This is a genomic window from Halomonas sp. H2, assembly GCF_050215315.1.
Classification (GTDB): Bacteria; Pseudomonadota; Gammaproteobacteria; order Pseudomonadales; family Halomonadaceae; genus Vreelandella.
Genome location: NZ_CP189760.1, coordinates 3,789,858 through 3,812,449 on the forward strand (window position 1 = coordinate 3,789,858; position 22,592 = coordinate 3,812,449).

19 protein-coding genes and 1 pseudogene are annotated in these 22,592 nt (G+C 53.4%); 6 read left to right on the forward strand and 14 right to left on the reverse strand.

Annotation, left to right across the window (positions count from 1 at the left end; genetic code table 11):
- Positions 1–14: 14 nt before the first annotated feature.
- Positions 15–1,582, forward strand: a protein-coding gene (locus ACQE2I_RS17620; protein ID WP_427029054.1) for an IS3 family transposase whose coding sequence is annotated in 2 segments (ribosomal slippage) — positions 15–480 and positions 480–1,582 — 1,569 coding nt in all. Because the reading frame shifts where the segments join, the coding sequence is not laid out codon by codon here.
- A 292-nt stretch (positions 1,583–1,874) separates the two neighbouring features.
- Positions 1,875–2,654: an acetoin reductase gene (locus ACQE2I_RS17625; RefSeq protein WP_042845147.1), complete on the forward strand. Its 780-nt coding sequence runs from the start codon at positions 1,875–1,877 to the stop codon at positions 2,652–2,654.
- A gap of 65 nt (positions 2,655–2,719) precedes the next feature.
- Here the strand turns inward: ACQE2I_RS17625 and ACQE2I_RS17630 are convergent, their stop codons facing one another.
- Positions 2,720–3,346 carry a hypothetical protein gene (locus ACQE2I_RS17630; RefSeq protein ID WP_427029292.1) on the reverse strand — a complete coding sequence of 209 codons (627 nt, stop codon included), beginning with the start codon at positions 3,344–3,346 and terminating at the stop codon, positions 2,720–2,722.
- Here ACQE2I_RS17630 and ACQE2I_RS17635 point away from each other — a divergent pair.
- Positions 3,320–4,048, forward strand: a pseudogene (locus ACQE2I_RS17635) (transposase); the annotation flags it as partial. The gene ACQE2I_RS17630 and the pseudogene ACQE2I_RS17635 overlap by 27 nt on opposite strands.
- Before the next feature lie 64 nt (positions 4,049–4,112).
- Positions 4,113–4,319, forward strand: a complete 207-nt coding sequence (locus ACQE2I_RS17640) for a hypothetical protein (RefSeq protein ID WP_427029293.1) — start codon at positions 4,113–4,115, stop codon at positions 4,317–4,319.
- 27 nt (positions 4,320–4,346) lie between these two features.
- Here the strand turns inward: ACQE2I_RS17640 and lldD are convergent, their stop codons facing one another.
- The 4 genes from lldD to budA all read right to left on the reverse strand — a co-directional run bounded on the left by lldD (position 4,347) and on the right by budA (position 9,391).
- Entirely contained in the window at positions 4,347–5,528 is a 1,182-nt protein-coding gene (lldD, locus tag ACQE2I_RS17645; protein WP_427029294.1) for an FMN-dependent L-lactate dehydrogenase LldD, read from the reverse strand.
- 57 nt (positions 5,529–5,585) lie between these two features.
- A protein-coding gene (locus ACQE2I_RS17650; protein WP_427029295.1) for an IS3 family transposase occupies positions 5,586–6,760 on the reverse strand; the annotation gives its coding sequence in 2 pieces (ribosomal slippage) (positions 5,586–6,505 and positions 6,505–6,760; 1,176 coding nt in all).
- A gap of 94 nt (positions 6,761–6,854) precedes the next feature.
- The gene (gene alsS / locus ACQE2I_RS17655; protein ID WP_404627564.1) at positions 6,855–8,543 is read right to left on the reverse strand and encodes an acetolactate synthase AlsS; all 1,689 of its coding nucleotides are present in this window, start codon (positions 8,541–8,543) and stop codon (positions 6,855–6,857) included.
- 62 nt (positions 8,544–8,605) lie between these two features.
- Positions 8,606–9,391: an acetolactate decarboxylase gene (gene budA, locus ACQE2I_RS17660; RefSeq protein ID WP_404627566.1), complete on the reverse strand. Its 786-nt coding sequence runs from the start codon at positions 9,389–9,391 to the stop codon at positions 8,606–8,608.
- Positions 9,392–9,512: 121 nt separating this feature from the next.
- On the opposite strand from budA, the gene ACQE2I_RS17665 reads away from it, so the two are divergent.
- On the forward strand, positions 9,513–10,412 hold the full coding sequence (locus ACQE2I_RS17665; protein ID WP_404627568.1) for a LysR family transcriptional regulator: 900 nt from the start codon (positions 9,513–9,515) through the stop codon (positions 10,410–10,412).
- A gap of 364 nt (positions 10,413–10,776) precedes the next feature.
- On the opposite strand, the gene ACQE2I_RS17670 is transcribed toward ACQE2I_RS17665, so the two are convergent.
- On the reverse strand, positions 10,777–12,138 hold the full coding sequence (locus tag ACQE2I_RS17670) for an IS1380 family transposase (RefSeq protein ID WP_427029296.1): 1,362 nt from the start codon (positions 12,136–12,138) through the stop codon (positions 10,777–10,779).
- A gap of 93 nt (positions 12,139–12,231) precedes the next feature.
- On the opposite strand from ACQE2I_RS17670, the gene ACQE2I_RS17675 reads away from it, so the two are divergent.
- Positions 12,232–12,735, forward strand: coding sequence for a hypothetical protein (locus ACQE2I_RS17675; protein WP_427029298.1), 504 nt, complete (start codon positions 12,232–12,234; stop codon positions 12,733–12,735).
- Positions 12,736–13,287: 552 nt separating this feature from the next.
- On the opposite strand, the gene ACQE2I_RS17680 is transcribed toward ACQE2I_RS17675, so the two are convergent.
- From ACQE2I_RS17680 to ACQE2I_RS17715, 8 genes are all read right to left on the reverse strand, one after another.
- Positions 13,288–14,607 (reverse strand): hypothetical protein, encoded by a 1,320-nt coding sequence (locus ACQE2I_RS17680; RefSeq protein ID WP_427029299.1) that lies wholly within the window; start codon positions 14,605–14,607, stop codon positions 13,288–13,290.
- A 1,013-nt stretch (positions 14,608–15,620) separates the two neighbouring features.
- A protein-coding gene (locus ACQE2I_RS17685) for an IS3 family transposase (protein WP_427029054.1) occupies positions 15,621–17,188 on the reverse strand; the annotation gives its coding sequence in 2 pieces (ribosomal slippage) (positions 15,621–16,723 and positions 16,723–17,188; 1,569 coding nt in all).
- Positions 17,189–17,248: 60 nt separating this feature from the next.
- Positions 17,249–17,755, reverse strand: a complete 507-nt coding sequence (locus tag ACQE2I_RS17690; RefSeq protein WP_427029300.1) for a hypothetical protein — start codon at positions 17,753–17,755, stop codon at positions 17,249–17,251.
- A gap of 131 nt (positions 17,756–17,886) precedes the next feature.
- Positions 17,887–19,272, reverse strand: a complete 1,386-nt coding sequence (locus tag ACQE2I_RS17695; protein WP_427029301.1) for an undecaprenyl-phosphate glucose phosphotransferase — start codon at positions 19,270–19,272, stop codon at positions 17,887–17,889.
- Between the two features lie 30 nt (positions 19,273–19,302).
- The gene (locus ACQE2I_RS17700; RefSeq protein WP_427029302.1) at positions 19,303–20,397 is read right to left on the reverse strand and encodes a glycosyltransferase family 4 protein; all 1,095 of its coding nucleotides are present in this window, start codon (positions 20,395–20,397) and stop codon (positions 19,303–19,305) included.
- Positions 20,394–20,900: a glycosyltransferase gene (locus ACQE2I_RS17705; RefSeq protein WP_427029303.1), complete on the reverse strand. Its 507-nt coding sequence runs from the start codon at positions 20,898–20,900 to the stop codon at positions 20,394–20,396. Before ACQE2I_RS17705 ends, ACQE2I_RS17700 begins: the two co-directional genes overlap by 4 nt.
- Positions 20,897–21,358: an oligosaccharide biosynthesis protein Alg14 gene (locus ACQE2I_RS17710; RefSeq protein WP_427029304.1), complete on the reverse strand. Its 462-nt coding sequence runs from the start codon at positions 21,356–21,358 to the stop codon at positions 20,897–20,899. Before ACQE2I_RS17710 ends, ACQE2I_RS17705 begins: the two co-directional genes overlap by 4 nt.
- On the reverse strand, positions 21,355–22,590 hold the full coding sequence (locus ACQE2I_RS17715) for a hypothetical protein (protein WP_427029305.1): 1,236 nt from the start codon (positions 22,588–22,590) through the stop codon (positions 21,355–21,357). Before ACQE2I_RS17715 ends, ACQE2I_RS17710 begins: the two co-directional genes overlap by 4 nt.
- Positions 22,591–22,592 lie beyond the last annotated feature (2 nt).

A 22,592-nucleotide genomic window follows, 5' to 3' on the forward strand; every position in this document is an offset into this window, starting at 1 on the left:
GAAAGGAGACACTCATGCCTCGTTACTCTGAGGAGCGCCGGCAAGCCGTAGTGACCAAGCTGCTGCCTCCCCACAACCTCTCCCCGAAGGTGATCGCGGAGCAGGAAGGGATCTCGCTGGGCACCGTCTACAAGTGGCGCAAGGAAGCCCGCGCTGAGGGGCGGTGCCTGCCGGATGCTCTGGGCAAGGGCGCCGATGGCTGGTCGTCCAAGGACAAGTTCAACGCCGTGCTTGAGACCGCCTCGATGAACGTCCAGGAGGCTGCGGAATACTGCCGCCGCCGGGGCATCTATCCCGAGCAGCTGGAGCGGTGGCGCCACGACTGCGAGCAAGCCGCCAGCCTCTCCCAGTCAGAACGCCAACGTGAGGCCGACGAGGCCAAGCAGCAACGCAAGCGCATCAAGGCGCTGGAGAAGGAGCTCGCCCGCAAGAACGAGGCCCTGGCAGAAACCGCGGCGTTACTGGCCCTCAGAAAAAAGGCGAGGGCGATCTGGGGGGACGAGGACGCATGATCAGCACCCCAGATCGCCAACGCGCCATCGCGCTGATCGAAGACGCCCGGGCCCAGGGGGCCCGCCTGGACGCCGCCTGCCGCGAACTCGGCATCACCGCCAGAACATACCAGCGCTGGACGCGCGACGGCGAGCTACGCGAGGACCAGCGCCCTTTGGTCGACCGGCCGGTGCCGGCTAACGCGCTGACACCGGCCGAAGAGCAGGAGATTCTCGACGTGTGCCACCGCCCCGAGTACGCGAGCCTGCCGCCAGAGCAGATCGTGGTGCGCCTGTTCGACGAAGAGCAGCGCTACGTGGCATCCCCCTCGTCGTTCTACCGCGTCCTGCACAAGCACCGAGAAGTGGTGCATCGTGGCCGCGCCAAAGTACCTCAGCGCCGCGCCAAGCCCACGACCTACCAGGCCACCGCGCCGAACCAGGTGTGGTCGTGGGATTGCACATGGATGGGCGGTCCGATCAAGGGGCAGTACTACTACCTGGTGATGCTGCTCGACATCTATAGCCGCAAGATCACCGGCTGGGAAGTGTTCCTGGCCGAGTCGGCCCACAACTCCCGTACCGTGCTGGAGCGGGCGGTGCTGGCCGAGCAGATCATCGATCAGCCGCTGGTGTTGCATGCGGACAACGGCAGCCCCTTCAAGGGTGCGACGCTGCTGGAGAAGCTGCATGACCTTGGCATCACGCCATCGTTCAGCCGGCCGCGGGTCTCCAATGATAACCCCTACTCGGAGGCGCTGTTTCGCACCTGTAAATACCGGCCTTGCTACCCAGTTGATGGGTTCGCCACGGTCGACGACGCCCGTGAGTGGGTGGCCAGCTTCGTGCAGTGGTACAACCACGAGCATCGCCACAGCGGGATCCGCCTGGTGACACCGGCACAGCGACATGCTGGCGAGGATACTAGCGTGCTGGCAAAGCGGCATGCCATCAATCAGGCAGCGCGTGCGGCCAACCCCGCTCGTTGGAGCGGCAAGACCCGCAATTGGACGCCGATTGGCACCGTATCTCTTAACCCGGAGCGGGAGCTCCAGGTCACCGTCGCTGAACCGGAAAAACAGGTGGCCTGAATGATCTCAGAGGCGACAGATTTCTTGACAACTACCGGCCAGCGATCTCGAAGCATTGCCCGATGATGGACAGCCCGGCGTGGCTGGTGAGGGTGCGGCGACTGGCGCGGAACTTGACGTTGGGCATGGCACTGTCTGGGTGAATGGCGATATTCGCTATATTGCCATGCAGTTCAGTAGGTTAGAAGCATTTCTGGGGGCTGGTCTCACGGATTCAGGTTATTGTTATTATTGCTAACTTATTGTTAATGGTGGACTAGTCATTTTGACTATTATTCAGTAGGAGAACAGTATGGCGTTAAATAATAAAGTCATTTTAGTTACTGGTGCGGCACAAGGAATTGGTCGCGGTATTGCATTACGCTTAGCAAAAGAAGGTGCCAATATCGCACTGGTGGATTTGAAAAAAGATAAACTTGAAGATGTTGCAAAAGAAATTGCAGCCTTAGGTCGTAAAGTGACAACATTTGCCGCAGATATCAGTCAACGTGACCAAGTATTTGCTGCGGTAGCTCATGCAGAAGCAGAGTTAGGTGGTTTCGATGTAATGATCAACAATGCAGGGATTGCTCAAGTTAAGCCAATCGCTGATGTTCGCCAAGAAGATATGGATTTAATCTTCAAAATTAACGTAGATGGCACTATGTGGGGCATCCAAGCGGCTAGCGAGAAATTCAAAGAGCGTAAGCATAAAGGTAAAATCATCAATGCTTCCTCGATTGCAGGCCACGATGGTTTCGCTATGTTAGGTGTGTACTCAGCAACTAAATTTGCGGTTCGTGCGTTAACTCAAACGGCGGCAAAAGAATATGCAAGTTCAGGTATTACGGTGAATGCATATTGCCCAGGTATTGTGGGTACAGATATGTGGGTTGAGATTGACGAACGCTTTGCAGAAATCACTGGGGCACCAAAAGGCGAAACCTACAAAAAATATGTTGAGGGTATCGCACTGGGTCGTGCTCAAACCCCTGATGATGTAGCAGGTTTAGTGGCATTCTTAGCCAGCGATGACTCTGATTATATTACAGGTCAATCAATTTTGACTGATGGCGGGATTGTTTATCGCTAATTCACATATGTGATATCAAAATTGAACTGATAGCCGCGTTGATTTATTCAGCGCGGCTTTTTTCATTAAGCGGCTTGCTTCTTAATATTAGTTAAAATAGCGTCTGCTTGTGTCCAAAGCAATGAACCGCCTTCTTGAGGATATAAGTAGCGGTTGCAGTTAAAAAAACGGCTGGCCAACACTTCACCAAAATCAGGGGAATGTACTGTGCTCATATCCAACTCGCCGTACCATAAGGAGGTAGGACATTGAATATTTTCAGGGGTAAAGCCCCATTCTTGCAAGGTGATTAATAAGTCTTGTACATATCCTTGGTTACCTTGAGCAAAAGCGCGCTGAATACAACTTGTATAGGCTGCAAGAAATTGTTCTTCATTGTACAGTTGCTGGTCTATTTCTGCACTGCAATTGAGGATAAAAGCTAATAGCCACTCTCCTGTTACATTCTTAAGTAGCCAATCGGATAAATTATCAGGCGTATTAAGCGCTTGTTCCTGCATATTCACAACATCGGCCGTTAATTTTGCGCGAGTATCTGGGTATTCAAATTGGTCTTGCCCAGAAACAATAGACAGTGAATTTGGCTGGCAATAATAGGCAATGGCCATCGCAAAGACCGCACCTTGGGAAAAGCCAATTACAGAAAAGGTATCAATAGATTGCAAGACCCCATGAGCAACGTGGTGGGGCATTCGATTACCTATCGTATTGCGGTGGGGCCCAACGCCGGACGCAAGGTGATGACGTTGCAGACCCTGCCGGCGGCCGATCCCCCGTTGGGTGAACAAGCGGGCCAAGTCAACGGCTTCTCGCTGCACGCTGGCGTGGCGGCGCGCGTGGATCAGCGGGACAAGCTGGAGCGGCTATGTCGTTACATCAGTCGGCCTGCCGTATCAGAAAAGCGTCTGTCACTGACCAGCAGCGGCCTGGTGCGCTACCAGCTCAAGACGCCGTATCGAGACGGAACCACACATGTGTTCTTCGAGCCGCACGACTTTCTGGCGCGCCTGGCCGCCCTGGTGCCGCGGCCACGGGTCAATCTGACGCGCTTCCACGGCGTGTTTGCCCCGAACAGCAACTGGCGGGCGCGGGTCACGCCGGCCAAGCGAGGCAAGGGGCGCCCGAGGCCTGCGACCGAATCTGTAGATCCAACGCCAGCCGAGAAGCACGCCGCCATGACATGGGCCAAACGACTGAAGCGTGTGTTCGATATCGATGTTCAGACGTGCGAGGCGTGCCGCGGCGCAGTCAAGATCGTTGCCGCCATCGAAGACCCGGTAGCCATCAGGAAGATCCTCGACCACCTGGAGGATCAGGGCGCGATGCCTGAGGCTTACCACCGGCCGGCAGTGCGTGCCCCGCCGAAGCAGAAGATGGTTCCGGCCCTGCATTGACGACCTTCAGGGAACACCATGCCAAGCTGGGCGGCAGGGTTGCCTTCGTCTTGATGTCAGGAAAATGCCCCTTGGCACGACACCCAGGGCCGAAACCGCCTGCTCTGCGTCGCACGCCAGGCCCACATGGCCTGACGAACCCTCGAAACTCGACCGCCAACAAGGCTTCGGCTACAGTTCGATACTCGACAGAGGCCGTTTGTTCTTCCTATACTCGGGAGTGCTGGGCATCGCCATGGTGATCGGCGCCATTGTGCTGTTGAATCAGTAGGAACATATAAGCCAGACAAGGAAAGGATTATTGTCCTGTGGTCAGGTGCTGGCTTTCTTCAACCACCTGATGCAGCCCTTTCTCAAGGCGTTCAGAGGTGATATCGGAACAGGAGTTGGCGCCAATCAAGCACATGGTCACTTTCATGTCGGCTTCAATCAGCTTGAGCAGGTTCTCAACCCCGGCCTGGCCTTCGGCAGCCAATGCGTAGATGTATGAACGGCCCAACAGCACACCCTTGGCACCCAGTGCCATCATGCGTACAACGTCCAGGCCCGAGCGGATACCGGAATCGGCTAGCACGGTCAGGTCATCGCCTACTGTGGCAGCAATGTCAGGCAAGGCACGCGCGGTGGGTTTGGCCCCATCCAGCTGACGACCACCGTGGTTCGATACGATGATGCCATCGGCACCCATGCGCACGGCTTCACGCGCATCTTCTTCCTCAAGAATACCTTTGATGACCAGGTTGCCTTTCCAGCTTTCGCGAATCCACTCCAGATCGTGCCAGGCAATGGATGGGTCAAAGTTCTTGCTCAAAAAGCCCATGTAGTCATCCATGGTCATGGTGTGACCCGTGTACTTTTCGATGTTCCCGAACGAAAGGGGGCGCCCTTTAAGGCCCACATCGATGGCCCAGTGAGGATGGGTGCAGGCCTGCAGGTACTGGCGAATGCTGGCATTGGGGCCTGACATGCCGGAATGGCGGTCACGATAGCGTGAGCCCGGCAACGGCATGTCGACTGTGAACACCAGCGTCTTCATGCCATTTTCCCAGGCACGATCAAGGGAGTTCTTCATGTAGCCATGGTCCTTGAGGACGTACAGCTGTGACCACAGTTCACCACTGGCACCGGCCGCCACTTCTTCGATCGGGCAAACGCCTACCGTTGACAGGGTGTAGGGGATACCAGCCTGTTCGGCTGCACGGGCCGCCTGGACTTCACCACGCCGGGCATACATGCCGGTAGCACCTACCGGACCCAACGCGATGGGAAGTTTCCAATCGGTGCCGAGGATGGTGGAGGACAGGTCGGGGTCACCGCCGCCCTGCAGGACACGCTGGCGCAGGGCGATGGATTGAAGGGCTTCCACGTTGCTGTGCATGGTGCCCTCGGTGACGGCGGCACCATCGATATAGTCGAACAGGAAGCGTGGCAGCCGGCGCCGTGCCGCTTCCCGATAATCTGTCGGGCTTGAAATAATCATTGATCACGTCCTATGTGGATGTTGAACATTCGATACTGAACAGGATGTTTGTAGTGGTCAAGTGTTTTTGGCCACCGAGCTTTGAGCATTCCAGTAGTTCTTTTCTGCCAAATTCGGCGGTATCCCATCGTTATGCTTGTGCGGGCGGAGGCTGCTGTAGTAACCGATCATATAATCAGTGACAGATCGCTTCGCCGCAGCAACATCGGGATAGCCGATCTCTGGTATCCACTCCGTTTTCAGGCTTCTGAAGAAGCGCTCTGTTGGGGCATTGTCCCAGCAATTGCCACGGCGACTGAGACTCAGTGTCATTCGGTAGCGCCAGAGCATCTGCCGGAATGCCCGGCTGGTGTACTGGCAACCCTGATCCGAATGAAACAGGATATTCCGTGGCTCTCCACGCGATTCGTAGGCCATGGTCAGCGCTTTCTTTACCAGCTCCGTGTTCGGCGATAGGGACAATGCCCACCCCACGGGTTTACGAGCATACAAGTCGATGACCACTGCCAGATAAGCCCAGCGTGCCCCTGTCCAAATATAGGTGATGTCGCCGGTCCATACCTGATTGGGCTTCTTTACATCGAACTCCCGATCAAGAACATTCGGTATATCCAGGTATGGCTGATCAGCCTTCTTGTAGGCGTGCCTCGGCGGCTGCGAACTCATCAGCCCCAGCTGCTTCATCCGCCTGCTGGCCCGATAACGACTCAACTGTATTCCTGCCTGCGTGACCATTTTTGCAATGCTGCGAGCGCCGGCAGAGCCGTTACTGACGGTATGCGCCTCGACAACCTGATCCAGCAGCTTCTGCTCAGTCTCACAAGGTCTTCTATCCCGACTACGCCAAGCCCGGTAGCTACTGCGATGCACCCCAAACACCTGACACAAGTGCTGCACCGCGTAGCTCTCTTCAAGTCGCTCGATTATCGAGAATTGCTCAGGGAGTCCGACATCAAGAGAGCGGTAGCCTTTTTTAATATTGCCTTCTCTTCTTCCACTCGCCGCAGCTTGCGCTTCAGTTCCTGGATCTCACGCTGTTCCGGCGTCAGAGCCTCACCTTTCAGCGGCGCCTTGCCTGCCCGCTCAGCGCGAAGCCTGCGAACCCAATACTCCATGGTGGATTTGCCAACCCCCATGGCCTCACACGCCGCCTTCAGCGTGTAGCCCTGGTCGACCACGAGCTGGGCCGCTTCCAAGCGAAATTCCGGGCTAAACGTTCTTTTCTTCGTCATCATCTGCACCTGATTGTCTCTGTGAGCCATCATACACTCAAAGTCAGGTGGCCAGATTCACTGTGCCACTACAGTTGGCGACCAACAAGACCCGTTACTGTTTCACCAGATCGCTCATCCAGCCTTTTTCGGCCATCAGTTTCGGGTTGTCCTTGTAGTCAACCGGAATGGCGACAACAGAGGGGCCCTGAGTAGCCATGGCCTGTGTCAGGGTGTCGTGCAACTGATCGGGGCTTTGAACGGCAAAACCTTTGGCACCCATTGATTCAGCGTAGGCCTTGAAGTCGATCGAGCCAAATTCAACGCCCGAGCCACGGCCATATTTCTGATCTTCCTGGATTTGAACCATGTTGTAATGGTTGTCGATCCAGATGACGTGCATGATGTTCAAGTCGAGGCGTACTGCGGTTTCCAGTTCCATGCTGGATTGCATGAAGCTGCCATCGCCGGATACCGAGATGATTTTTTCATCGGGACGTTCGAGCGCCGCTGCAATGGCCCAGGGCAGGGCGACGCCCATGGTCTGCTGACCATTGGATATCAGCAACTGACGCGCACGGAAGCTGGTCAGGTAACGGGCAATCCAGATATGGAAGCTGCCCATGTCCACACACATGGTGACCTTTTCATCGACCAGATGCTGCAGTTCGTGCACGATGCGCAGCGGATGAACGGCCTTGCCATTATCCAGGGTCGGTGCCAGGGCGGCGAGTTCCTTGCGTTCCCTGGCGACGCTTTCAAGGATGGTGCGCGATTCACCCTCTACCTCACGCTCATCAAGCTTGGCTGCCAGGCTTTCCAGGCTTTCGGCAATATCACCGCGGAGTTCAACGTCCGGATTGTAGTAGTTGTCGATTTCAGCCTGGATGGAATCAAGGTGAATGACCTTGTGCTCGTTGGCATTCCATTTGAAGGGTTCGTGCTCGGCGGGGTTATAGCCGACGGTAATGACCACATCGGCATTCTTCAACAGGGCATCGCCCGGCTGGTTCGGCCACAGGCCAACGCGACCGGCGAACAGGTCGAGGTTAGGCATGTCGATGGCGCCTGCGGCCTGGAAAGTGCCGGTAACCGGCAGCGTGCACTTGTTCAACAGCGCACGCAGGGCTTCCACATTACGTGGTTCACTGGACTGCATGCCCAGCAATACCACTGGCTGGCGGGCATTGTTGATCAATTCAGCAGCCTGTTCGAGGCCGGCATTGTTGGCGGCACCCATGCGCGGGATCTTGCCGGATACCAGCACACCTTCTTCGCTGCCGACCTCGGTATTCATGATGTCCTGTGGCAGTGCCAGGAAGCTGGCGCCGGGGCGATCGCTGACGGCAGCACGCAGGGCATTGGTCACACCCTCTGAAATGGCAGTGGGCGACGTGATTTCAGCACTGAACTTGGTAACCGGCTTGAACAGGCTGACAGTATCCAGGGTCTGGTGAACCTGTTTCAGACGGTCCGACAGTGGTACTACACCGCCAAGGGCCAGCATGGGATCGGCTTCGGTGTTGGCCGTCAACAAGCCGGTTGTCAGGTTGGTGCAGCCAGGGCCAGAGGTCACCAGGGCAACCCCTGCCTTGCCGGTCAAACGGCCGATGGCACCGGCCATGAAGGCGGCGTTGTCTTCATGACGAACGACGACGGTCTGGATGGAGGAGTCTTCAAGTGCATCGAAGACACGGTCAACCTTGGCGCCGGGAATCCCAAAGACCCATTTTACGCCGTGGGCTTCCAGATTTTTGACGACAAGATCTGCGCCGCTTGAGCGGCTTTTATCGTGGGTAGACATGAGTTACTCGCTTAATAAATGAATAAGTGGCGCCGCAGCGCCGACAAGATAAAAACGATTGATCAGGCTTCGGCCTGGCGGATGGCTTCATCGATATCAGCAGGATTCAGGTCGGCCTGCATGAAGTCATCGGTCTTGGGCAGGTCGATTTTCATGTTGCGGATCACCCCCAGTTGCAAGGTGCCGTGCTTGACCTTGTATTCGAGGACGTGGCCACCACCATCACGCTCATCGGTGATGTAGTGGATGTGGTAGCCTGCCACATTGACCCCTTGCAGGTAGGAGGGCGTGCGGAAGCCTGCCATGGTGCCCCGGCTTTCCTTGAAATCGAAGGTGGGCTGTTCGGCAATGGCTTCCAGCATAGGTTTGTACGGGCGTTCCTGACGTGGCACGGTACGTGTGCTGACCAGCTCGAACTCACCATCGATGCGGATAGTGCAGAAGTGGTTATCGGAAGGCGCAATGCGATCGATCAGGGTTTCGATCTGAGCACTGTCCATGCCTTCTTCGAGTTCAATGCTGACGCTTGGCTTGAACTCGGTCACAACCGCGAAGGGGGTTTTCTGATCTGGCGTTGTCGGGCTGGCTGAACCATCGGAACGCAGCTGGTGTGCTTCCTTGTCGAAAGCGATCAATTCACCATCCAGGTCATTGAAGGTACCCAGACCGAAATCACCGTGGGAGAACAGTTCGCCAAGGGTCATTTCACTTTCGTAAACACCGGCAATCAGACCGCTCATCAACGATGTCTGGAAGATTTCCAGATTATCATCAGGAGCAGGGTGGCCGTTGTGCGCCAAATAGGCCTTGGCGATTTGTTCGGCACAATCACAGGTGGCATGAGCCATGACATCCTCCGGCAAGCAATGTATAGGTGGTATACGTCTAAAGTTGAACTTGTATCTAGTATGAGAACGAGCTATCTATTAGTCCAATATATTACACATGCTGAATTAAGACGAAAAAAATATGGATATCCGGCAGCTCAAATATTTCCTGGCCGTGGCTGATACGTTGCATTTCACCCGTGCCGCCGAGCACCTGGGCATTGCTCAGCCGCCCTTGAGCCAGCAGATACGCAAGTTGGAAGGGGAGATAGGGGCTCCGCTTTTCCATCGCTTGAGCCGTGGGGTTGAATTGACTGAAGCAGGCAAGCGCCTGCAGATCGATGCCCAGCACGTCATGGATGCCGCTGAATCTGCGTTGGTGAATGCCCAGCGTGCGGCGCGGGGGATCAGTGGACGCATTCGGTTGGGCTTTGCCTCGTCATCGGTATTTCATTCCAGTGTGGCGAAAACACTGCGGGCCTTCAGGAGCCAATATCCCCAGGTTGAGCTGGCGCCCCATGAAAGTGATTCGCCTTCACACATCAAGGCCCTGCACGACAGTCGCCTGGATGCAGCCTTCGTGCGCTTGCCCGGTGAGAACAGTGAGCTGGATTTCATGACGGTTGCCAATGAAGAACTGCGACTGGTGCTGCCGGCGGAACATCCGCTGGCGGGGCAGCCTGAAATCTGTCCGATTGATGTCATCGGGGAGCCGTTGATCCTTGCCCCTGCCTGGACCAGTCCGGCACTCTATGAAGTGATCCTGGGGGTATTCCGCCATTTCGGCAGTGAGCCCCTGCTAAGCCAGCAGGCTCCCCAGGTATCTTCATGCCCCAACCTGGTCGCCAGTGGTTTCGGGATCAGCCTGATTCCTGAATCGGTGTGTCAGGTGCGCAGTGAAGGAGTGAAATATGCACGGCTCAAGGAATATTCGCCGTCCATCAGTATCGTGCTGGCCACACGCAAGGGCGATCTTTCTCCGGCGGTGCGCAATTTGCGCGAGGTCGTAAGGACGGAATTCTCTGCGGGCAAGGGTAGTTAGGTGAAGGACTCCTCCTTATACTGGACATTCCACCATGCATGGCATGCCATATAATAAACGGGGGTCCTTGCGGTGCTGACGATTAATCTGACAACTACTTCCTCACGCCTCGATTTATGTGCACCTACACTACTTTCCTGATTCCGTGAAGCCAGCGCCGACACTTCCCCTATCACCGCCAGCGAGCATTTTCTGACCGCCGATTCCGTCTCAACCGCTGAACGCATACCGGGGAGGACCAACCATGGCGACGCTGACCGACGAGAGCAGCCCATTTTGACAGGCATTTCTACCCGCCGGGCACGCTGATACTGGCTGCCGATGACCGTCAGCTCTCTGCGTGGTGCCTTTGTCCGACAGACGATCAGCATGGCGTGCCTCGGGGATAGCGCAGGCGGCTTCGCAAGGTGTTCAACACCGTCATGCGTCCGATGTCCTGCCCGAAGTCGAGGATGATCTGCCGCGCCTTGTGAATCACGAGCGCCGCACGATGCACCAGCTCTTGTAGCACGGTGCGGATCCGGCGCCGCTTGGCGGGATGGCGCACCGGGCTCAGCTCGCCGGTCATGCCCAGCTGCCCCATCAGCCGCAGGATGTTGTAGGCCAGCTGGGCGAGGTGCAGGATCAGATCGTTGGTGGCGAACTTGCCCGACGGCAGCCGCTCCAGGTCGAGATCGGTCTTGATCTCACTGTGGAATTGCTCGTGGGTGGCATGCGCCTGGTAGCGTTTGATCACCGCCTCCGGCGCCTCGTCCAGGCTGGTCCACCAGACTTCCAACTCATAGTCCGGTTCGAGCAGCAACTGGCCATCGCGATCGGCGGTGCGCTCTACCAGGCGCATCACGCGTTGGACGACGTATTCGGTCTTGTTGTCGTCGTGGATCGAGACGGTCTGCGTCCACAGCGCCTGGCGCTTGCCAGGACGCAGCTCTTCCCAGTAGTCCGCCGCCACAGCCAACCAGGTATCCTGATCCGCCGTGGCCGAGCCGCGCGGGTTCCATTTGACGACATAGTCGAGCCGGCGCCCCTCGTCGGCAAAGACCTGGCGCTGCTGTTCGAGAAGCGCCAGGTGCGCCTGGCTGTCGAAGCCGCTGTCCTCGCGTAACAGGATCGGTTGCTTGGTCAGGCCTTGGGCGCGAGGCAGTACCCGCTCCAGGAAGGCGTTGCTCTCCTTCATGGTGTGCTGCTTGCCAGGCCGCAGTTCCAGACCCAGGCACCACCCTTCGTTGCCCAGATAGGCGGCGATCGGGGTGTAGCCATCGACCTTCTGGTAGGTCCGCGAGACGCCTTCCTTCTTCGAGTTGCTGTTGTCCATGACGAAGGTGTCGATGTCCAGGCAGACGTGCGTCGTCTCGGCGGTGATCGGTGCTTCGATCAGTGACAGCAGGGTCGTGGACCAGGTGGCGGTGCGCGCCTGCAGGTCGTTGGCGGCAAGTTTCTCCAGCCGCTGTCGCAGCGTCGCCGCGCTCGGCACCTTCTGCAGGGTCAGCAGTTGTTGGAAGGGCTTGTCGCGGCGGAAGTTCTCGACAGCGTCATAGTCGCTCATGCCCAGACACAGCAGGCCCAGGTAGCTCTTGATCACGTCACTGGTGCGCATGCCCAGCGTGGTGGGGAAGCGGCTGTCGATGCTGTCGACGCCAGCGATCTCGAAGCATTGCCCGATGATGGACAGCCCGGCGTGGCTGGTGAGGGTGCGGCGACTGGCGCGGAACTTGACGTTGGGCATGGCACTGTCTGGGTGAATGGCGATATTCGCTATATTGCCATGCAGTTCAGTAGGTTAGAAGCATTTCTGGGGGCTGGTCTCACGGATTCAGGTATGAGCAAAGCCGAATGGGAGGCTTTGCCAGCAGAAGCAAAGCTCACCGCCCGACAGGAGCAAGCTGCTCTCGATAAAGCCCGATCAGAAGAGCGTAGGGCCGCGTATGAGGCAAGAGAGCGTGAAGCCGAGGCACAAGAGGCAGAATATCAGCAGGCCCTGGCCAGCGCGCCCTATGGCACCCGTGTGCAGTGTTTAATGGAAGGGGATGCTTACATATCGGGAGAATGGCGACGACTGGATACCTCCCTGTTCGAGCTGATCCCCGACTATCCGATATCCGTGCCGCTACGAACCCTAGATGGTCGGTATCAAACCGAGGGCAGTGCTGAATTTAACGGGTATCGGGTTAGTTTCTGCGATAGGCAGCATGGATTGTCGAGACGCCCAGAACGCTGCGGTGTGATGTCCGGCACTCGTCTTCAGTTTACCAGGGGGAATCGTTCTCGCGTCCAGGCTGACCAGTTTGTGAGAGGGGATATGTATTGTGAGTATTCACGGTGAGCTTCATAAAAAAACCCATCTTCGGAAGATGGGTTTTTGCTGATAGCTATCGGCAAGCAACGATTAGGTTAAGAGGCGTTTCAGTTCTGGATGGAGCTTGTGTAAGACCGGAGGTGCTATCACCAAGGGCAACGGGCTGCGAAGCAGGAACCTGGAAGGCGACAACCAGGAATCACCGTCCTGAAGTTCTATATAGCAAAATGTGTGTAAGCGAGTGAGTGAATGCCTGAAAGCCAGCGGTGGCGGTGACTTCGCCACGGAGGGCGAAAATACACACTGTGTAGAATCGTGTGTAATAACGGCTGCCACGAAAACCCCTTGTTTGGCAGGAGGCAACAGAGGCACCGATAGCCCTGCGCTGACTGCCTAGCACGGCGACACAGCCTACACGATTTATACTATCCACCTGTGCGGAATCGCCCACTGTTCAGCGGGCTTTGTTGGCGAAAAACACACAAATTACACATTTTTAAGTGCTATATGTAACTTCAGGGCGGTGAGGAGGTCAAAGGAGTGAACGCCAATTGCCGCATAGCCGAACCGCAACAATGCCTAGCTTTCTCGTTTCGGTGGCATCGGAAGTTGTAGACGTATCTGGTTGTGGTTATCCATGGACATGCCAAGGGCATCTGCAGCTACCCCTGTTTTTAGATGAGATTTCTTTATTTCTGAAATAACTGCCGAAGATGGAAATATTTCTATTTCTGCATCACTAAGAACCGAGCGGCCAGAGCGCTTACTTATGCTCTTGATGTCATTTTTCATGTAGCTACTAATCACTCCCTGCTCAACCATTTTATCAAGCTCTTTGGTAAGCCTTTTTAAGCTATTCGTGATCCGTGAGTCATTGAGCCCGAAAGTAAGGGACTGTATTTCAGAAAATAAAAATGAATAGCCTCGCTGGGTGCTTAAATTCAACTGATCAACAAGCATTCTGCGATAAATATATGCACCAAAGTAGTTAAGCTTCTTTGCAAAATCCGTGCGGTACTGACGGTAGCCTAATACGTTAATTCCATGCGCAACAATACGGTTAAGCGTTGCGTTATAGACGCCTGCAGATGTGTTTGTGCTGCCTTTATCAGAAAGCGATATCCGCCGGAGAGAGGTTATGAACGTTGTTTTTTCTTCATAATCAAAGGCACGCCCAGGCGTTTCGTCTCTAATAGAAATTACTGACGTTGCCAGAACGTCGAGCGCCATCTTTATGTCATTGATGTTCCTAGCCACGCCCATTTTTTTCAGCTCTTTTTCGATACTCCTCAATGTGAAATTCAAGCTATAGTTGGGTGTGGAAGCCCCTTCTTCATCTTCAAGAAAGGCCTGTTGTATCGCGAGCTTGATAATCGCCTGCTCAACTAAATGCTCCGTGTTCCCTGGATAGCGTACCTTTACATATTCGTTCCCTTTTTCGTCACGCCTCTCTACATAGCGGCCAGGTGTCTGCACTATGTGCAGCATGCGGCCCGAAAAATTAAATTTAATATTTAACTGCGAGGGGAATTTTCTACTCCGTTTATTTATGTTGTATTCTTCGCCCGTAAAACGAGGTAGCAACTCCCACACATCTAGCACATTGGAGTACATCTCGCGCTCATTGCTTTTGCAGAGCAATAGTTGAAAAACATTCAGGGCCTGTTCTCTGTGCCAGACCTCTTTTTGGATATTTCGAGGTTTATTTCCAGCGTTTTCTATGATCATGTGCGATGCATGACGCTTTCCATCTGGCGCTGAGAGGGTCACGACTTTGCTCCGGGCTTCCGGCTCGTTATTAACCGATTCCCCGCAAGACTCTAATTCTTCTTCTCCTGGTTCGGCAGGCTGGGAATTACCGCTAGCATTACTAAATAAAGGGTCATTATGTCTACTCATGATAATCCTTGCCTGCAAAATTTCTGACTGAATTTGAACCCAGCATATCACTCCACCTTAAAACCGAAAAACACCAAAAAGCAGCGCTACATTGTAATGATGGCTGTGTCAAACGAGGAGAGGCCGCTTTTGGGGCCACTACTGGTTCGTATCCACTGCAAGTTTATAAAACCTATAAATAACAGCATGTTATATTCAAGCGATAAAGCTGTTTTTGCCAAGTGAATCATAATAGCGATGCACCGCAGCCTTACGCTTAAATATAGCGAGCATTTCCACAAGAATTGCGTCAACAGCTGGTTCGCATCCACTGCAAAACTGGTACGTATCCACTGCAAGTTAGATCAACTGGTTCGTACCCACTGCAAAACTGGTACGTATCCACTGCAAGTTAGATCAACTGGTTCGTATCCACTGCAAAACTGGTGCGTATCCACTGCAAAACTGGTGCGTATCCACTGCAAAACTGGTTCGCATCCACTGCACATTGATCTAACTGGTACGCATCCACTGCAAAACTGGTTCGTATCCACTGCAGTACTGGTTCGTATCCACTGCAAGTTGTTCGTACTGGTACGTATCCACTGCAGAACTGATACGCATCCACTGCAGAACTGATACGTATCCACTGCAAAACTGGTTCGTATCCACTGCAATACTGATACGCATCCACTGCATAATGTTATTTTAACCAAATAACCGTTTTTTTTATCAGCTATATCAATAAGCTACGCACTGTATATTTCAACACTCACCCTACAGACAAATTCCCCCTTGTTCTCTTGTTTCCTTACTTCCTTTTCCTTGTTTCCTAATACAGTAATAGAGACTCAATCACTTTTTCTGCTATCCCTCAGCACTAACGCGCTTCGCTTGTTGACCGACGCGATGCCCACAAATCGAAGATTTGTGAGCCCGCGCCGGTAGAGGTATGAATGCTTTGAATTGAGTAACTTAGAAAAAGACAGGGGAAACGCGGTAGTTGTCAAGAAATCTGTCGCCTCTGAGATCATTCAGGCCACCTGTTTTTCCGGTTCAGCGACGGTGACCTGGAGCTCCCGCTCCGGGTTAAGAGATACGGTGCCAATCGGCGTCCAATTGCGGGTCTTGCCGCTCCAACGAGCGGGGTTGGCCGCACGCGCTGCCTGATTGATGGCATGCCGCTTTGCCAGCACGCTAGTATCCTCGCCAGCATGTCGCTGTGCCGGTGTCACCAGGCGGATCCCGCTGTGGCGATGCTCGTGGTTGTACCACTGCACGAAGCTGGCCACCCACTCACGGGCGTCGTCGACCGTGGCGAACCCATCAACTGGGTAGCAAGGCCGGTATTTACAGGTGCGAAACAGCGCCTCCGAGTAGGGGTTATCATTGGAGACCCGCGGCCGGCTGAACGATGGCGTGATGCCAAGGTCATGCAGCTTCTCCAGCAGCGTCGCACCCTTGAAGGGGCTGCCGTTGTCCGCATGCAACACCAGCGGCTGATCGATGATCTGCTCGGCCAGCACCGCCCGCTCCAGCACGGTACGGGAGTTGTGGGCCGACTCGGCCAGGAACACTTCCCAGCCGGTGATCTTGCGGCTATAGATGTCGAGCAGCATCACCAGGTAGTAGTACTGCCCCTTGATCGGACCGCCCATCCATGTGCAATCCCACGACCACACCTGGTTCGGCGCGGTGGCCTGGTAGGTCGTGGGCTTGGCGCGGCGCTGAGGTACTTTGGCGCGGCCACGATGCACCACTTCTCGGTGCTTGTGCAGGACGCGGTAGAACGACGAGGGGGATGCCACGTAGCGCTGCTCTTCGTCGAACAGGCGCACCACGATCTGCTCTGGCGGCAGGCTCGCGTACTCGGGGCGGTGGCACACGTCGAGAATCTCCTGCTCTTCGGCCGGTGTCAGCGCGTTAGCCGGCACCGGCCGGTCGACCAAAGGGCGCTGGTCCTCGCGTAGCTCGCCGTCGCGCGTCCAGCGCTGGTATGTTCTGGCGGTGATGCCGAGTTCGCGGCAGGCGGCGTCCAGGCGGGCCCCCTGGGCCCGGGCGTCTTCGATCAGCGCGATGGCGCGTTGGCGATCTGGGGTGCTGATCATGCGTCCTCGTCCCCCCAGATCGCCCTCGCCTTTTTTCTGAGGGCCAGTAACGCCGCGGTTTCTGCCAGGGCCTCGTTCTTGCGGGCGAGCTCCTTCTCCAGCGCCTTGATGCGCTTGCGTTGCTGCTTGGCCTCGTCGGCCTCACGTTGGCGTTCTGACTGGGAGAGGCTGGCGGCTTGCTCGCAGTCGTGGCGCCACCGCTCCAGCTGCTCGGGATAGATGCCCCGGCGGCGGCAGTATTCCGCAGCCTCCTGGACGTTCATCGAGGCGGTCTCAAGCACGGCGTTGAACTTGTCCTTGGACGACCAGCCATCGGCGCCCTTGCCCAGAGCATCCGGCAGGCACCGCCCCTCAGCGCGGGCTTCCTTGCGCCACTTGTAGACGGTGCCCAGCGAGATCCCTTCCTGCTCCGCGATCACCTTCGGGGAGAGGTTGTGGGGAGGCAGCAGCTTGGTCACTACGGCTTGCCGGCGCTCCTCAGAGTAACGAGGCATGAGTGTCTCCTTTCGCCCCCTGATCGGTTTATAAGAACAGGGTATCAGAGGGTGCGACACTCATCCTGACACTGGGGGCACCCCAAGCAACATACTTAGGTTGCCGAACTGGATAACGTGGGTGTGGCCACCTGCGCGTGCAACGCCTTCAAACAGCTTTTGCCACCCCGCCCAACTGCCAGCGGATATTGCTCCAACGGCAATCCCCCCCCACAAAAAAGCCAGTTTAGGCGGATGGGCAATCACCCACCACAGAGCAGGGACGGCGAGTATAAAGCGGATGGGTTTATCAATCCCCCTGCTGCCTTGAGCGTCCCACCAGGCTTCAGCAAGGCTAACAAATGCATAGGCTAATAAAGCGGCGATGACCCAACGATCCTGGCCAGTAAGCTGCGGCAAGGCTCTCATTATCAAAAGACCAACGCCCGCGATAAACAGAACCACAGCCCCCAGCGAATAGCCACTGGGGATCACCAGAGACAGGGCACCTAACAGAAAAATCGCCACACTAGTTAACCAGTGTGGCGCGTATAACGTGCCGTTTGTAGGCGATTTTTGAGACACCATTAAAGCAAGGTTCCTGATGACTGTTGAACACTCGCAAAAGCCGATAAGCCTTCACACAGTCTTACATTATTACAGGGCTTCTACTGCCGAGCCAACCACTACCTTGAAAAGGTTACGTCAACATCATTCTATTAGTAAGCGTTTTTATTGATAAAACCTTTAAAAATAGTCATTACAATGATCTTTAGATCTAGCCATAAAGACCAGTTATCGATGTACCAAAGATCATACTCAACGCGACGTTGCATTTTTTGTAAGGTGTCCGTTTCTCCGCGCAAACCGTTGACCTGCGCCCAGCCAGTAATGCCAGGCTTTACCTTGTGGCGTCGCATATAAGACTCAACCAACTCTTTATACTGCTCGTTATGAGCCAATGCATGGGGGCGCGGCCCTACTATCGACATTCTTCCCTGCAGTACATTAAAGAACTGCGGCAACTCATCAAGCGATGTACGCCTTAAAAACGCACCAATTTTTGTAATACGACTATCGTTTTTCTTGGCTTGGGTAACCTGCCCATCATTTTCATTGTGCACATGCATTGAACGAAACTTATAGACCTTAAAGTGCCGCCCGTTGGAGCCTTCTCGGTACTGCTTGAAAAGTATTGGCCCTGGCGATGTAAACTTAATGGCTAATGCAATCGCTACACATACCGGCAATATAAGCAGGGAAATTAGCGACCCGATCACAATATCTTCAGAGCGCTTGATAAATCGTGACATGCCACTCATTGGCGAAACACTTAAATCTATAGCGTAATGACCCGCCACTTCCGACATGCGATGGTTCAGCAAGTGCATATCTTGAAAAGCGGGTATAAAACGCACTTCTGCGGTATGGTTACGCAGCGCGTAAAACAGCCCCCGTACCGTTTCCCCCATTTCAAACGGTACGCAGATCCACACTTCGCGGGCATTAGATTCACTAATACGCCGAGCGATGCGATCAATACAGACACTGTTCAATGGTGATTTAATACGCTCGACTCCGGCAATCGTGTGGCCTTCCCAGGAGGCACTACGAATTCCCTTGGCAACATCGAGCACGTTTTGACTTGGCCCAATTAGAAATACAGGCCGACGCGCACCACCCCGTAAACGCACATGCCGTAGCCCTAACTGAACCAGTAGTCGCGCACCTCCCGCCATTAGAAAAGACGCCACTAGCGTTAACCCTATCCACAGCCTTGAGTAACGCTCTGCGGCGTGAGCGAAATAAATTAAGGATGCGGCAGTAATTCCAACGGCTAACCAGACCAACAAGAGCTTTGCCAGCATGTGATAAATGGGCGTGATACGCCAACGTTTATAGCTATCTGACATACTATTGATCACTAGTACCAGCAATGCGATGCAGATCAGCGCCAATACATATCGCTCATGGAGCTGAAATGAGCCGAAGCGCAAAAAGTGCGCTAGCCAACCACCAACAAAAATAGAGAACACATCGAAAAACGGAAAGACCACCTGCGGCGGGTAACGCTCCGAAAACGTCATTGTTTTTGGATTACCCATTGCTGTTATCTCCTGGCACGTGTTTTTTCATCATTGGCTAGCGCCCTGCTGCCTACCCAGAATTAGACTCACGCCTTGCGTAAAGACCTGTTCGTAACTAAATTGCCTGCCTACCAACATGGACTGCTCTGATAGCGCCAAGCGCTGGGCTGGTGACAGAGCATAAAACGTCTCTATGGCTTCTCGGAGCCCTTCTTTCCCATTTTCATAAAAAAAGCCATTTCTTGCTTCTTCTAAATACTCCTTTGCTGCGTGCAGCTTGGCGTTAGCAATCACGGGTACGCCGCACGCAAGCGCCTCTACTGCGACTAAACCAAAACTTTCTTTAACAGAAGGAAATACAAACACAGAAAACTGAGCAATTTTATTCGGCAGTTTGGTACGCGGAAGTGCCCCTGTAAATGTAACAAGCTCCCTTACATTGAGCCGCTCCGCTAACATTTCTAGCGCTTGCCGTTGAGTACCATCACCAATCATCACCAAACGCTTGTTGGGTATTGTTAGCTCCGCAAAGGCGTGCAGTAGCTCTTGGCAGTTTTTATTGAGCTCCAACCTTGAAACACAGCCAATCGTAAAGGCGTCTTCGGTACTGATATTCAGTGCCTTACTGGCGGCAATGAACTCCTCACCAATGTTATCAGGGTAAACTTTAATGATCCGCTCAATGGGAAAATGAAGCTCATGGCTTAGTTTTTGGCGAAAGTAGTCTGAAGGCGCAACACACAGGTCAATTCTTTTTTGTATGCGCTGAAAAAGCATGCGAAACAGTGACGACTGCACGATTTGATCCAAATCGGTGCCATGAAAACGCAGTACGATGTAAAAGCGCTTAGCCTTCATCAAACTCGCTAAATACAAAATAGGTAGAAAGTAGACGGGGTAATGCACCTCGAGCACGGTTCCCACTGGCTGCTTAAAAAGCGACACACAGCAGCGGCCCAGCAGACCAGCGTAAAGTTTTATTTTACTTAGCGCACCGCTAGGCTTTTCTTTAATAGCCACTAACTCGACATTTTCATCACCGAGAGCTTTTCTCCACGCCTGCTCAGTTGAACGCACAAATGTACCGTAGTGCGGTGCTGACGCCGTTGGATACATATTAGTCCAAAGCAAAACATGGCTCACAGCAAGGGTCTTTTTATACCAAGGTATGTCGCAATATTATCGCCTAGCTCGCTGCTGCTTTCTTTGTCTACCGTTGCCACCTGAGAGTCATGTGTAGCAATAAGCTTGTTTAGGGCACTAAAGAAAGCGGGCTTGTCTGCACAAAATTCCAGCGTGGGATATTTACCAGCAAAGGCTTGAGCAGTATCAAGCTGATGATCGTTTCGATGCTCGCCTAAGGCATATTGGCGAGGTAAAAACACGCCTCTTTTATCATGATCGAGACATGACAAAATGCTGCCCATCCCTGTATGAGACACAATACCGTCTGCCTGGCAGAACCAGTAATAGTACTGTTCGCTTGATAATGTTTTAAAAATCTCTATCAAAGGACTACTAAAGTGGCTGTCTTCGCCTATCTGGGCAACCACCTTACCTGTGTAGCCAACCTCAGTACGCCATTCGTCAAAATACTCAAGCAGTCGATCAAAAGGCAGCTGGGTACCCACGGTGATAAAGATCATAATACTTTCCCCCAGTAACCAATGCGCTTGTCGTTCTCAGATAAATGCTCCCACTGGGTTAGGCATACGTCGCAGAAAAATTTTGCGATATTGCCTGAAAAAGACAGCTTCTGATAATTAGCCATGCTATCTAGCCAAATGACTTTATTACCTTTTAACTTAGCCACAAAACAAACGATAAGCCCCGGTAACGCACCGGTTGAGATAACGACATCCGGCTTAGCCTGCTTAAGCAGTGCTGACGCTTGGCGAAAGGCTCCTAGAATATTCCATATTCCACTATCGCGATGCACATTCGTGAAGTAGAGCGCTTTTACATCATCCACCTGAACATCCTGTTCAGTGACGGCAAAAACGAACGTTGCATCACCATCGTTCGCTTCACTCTTAATTTGTTTATACAAACGCTTAAGCTGTATAAAATGACCGCCAAAAGAAGCTACCATCAAAATTCTCATCTACCTTCTCCTTGAAACGAGGTGTGCTTCTCTTTCACTCTATAGACATAGCTGACTAAAAAAGCGGTAGCGCTGGACGCGATGCCGGAATTCACCACATGCCCCGCGGTTAAGCTGACACCTATCAGTGTAATAGCCAACAAAATAAAGCAAATGCCATCTTTTGGACTAATTGCGAATAATTGAGCTGACCACTTAAGCATCAACAACCACGGCAAATAAAAAACAAGCGGCCCTACTATTCCAAAAGCAATAAACACATCGACTAAATCAATTTCGACCAACGAACCTCTAACTGCTAACAAGTGACCTACACCAGCACCGAGAAAGATATCAAGAAAATTAAAATTGATAACCACTTGATCAAAGGCATCTTGCAAGAAGGCAATGCGACCACTAAGTAGCGCCCCCCAGATACCGCCATGCAGGCTGTAAAGGTATAAGATTCGATCAAGTAAGCCAGTAACTTGAATAAACTGATACCCAAGCACCAATATAGCGAACGCACCCAAAAGGCCTAATATATAAATGACAGGAATACGTTTTACATTAAAGTAACCGCCGTGAATCAAAGCATATAAATAGGCAAGACAAATCCCAATCATGGCAACTTTAGTGGCCTTCATCAGGAAAAAAAGCAGCAGCACCAGAAATACACCTGAGAGTATCCAAACGTTTCTATTTTCAGCGAAATAAAAAAGAACGATGCTTGCTGAAGCAAGCATTAAATAACTCATTTCATTACCAGCAATAATAAAGCCCTTACCGCCTATTCCACCAGCGTACTGAGATTCCCCTATACCAAAAACACCCAGAGTGACATTCGCCGCCATAGCGACAAAGTATAAAAGCATCAGCGCAGCTATCTTTCTACCACTCCAAAAGCCACCATTAACACTCTCACCTATCAGATAAAACAACAGTGCAAGCGTTAAAAGGCCTCGTACAGCCCAGGTAATACTTTCCGTTACAGCACCATAGACAAGCAGTTGGTAGGCAATACTAGCCACTACCAATGTGATCATGATTAACAATTGAAAAAAGCGCCAAGGGTGGTATACCAGCAGCATCAGCACAACACCAATGAAGCCTATTGCTTTATAAGGAGCAGATATACTCGGTATTGCCGTCTCCTGGTAATAGAAGTAGCCATTCAAGGTATCTACTGCTGGCCATAACACCAGAAATATCAATAGTGTGATATCAAGGCAGGTCTTAACCTTTACATCCATGA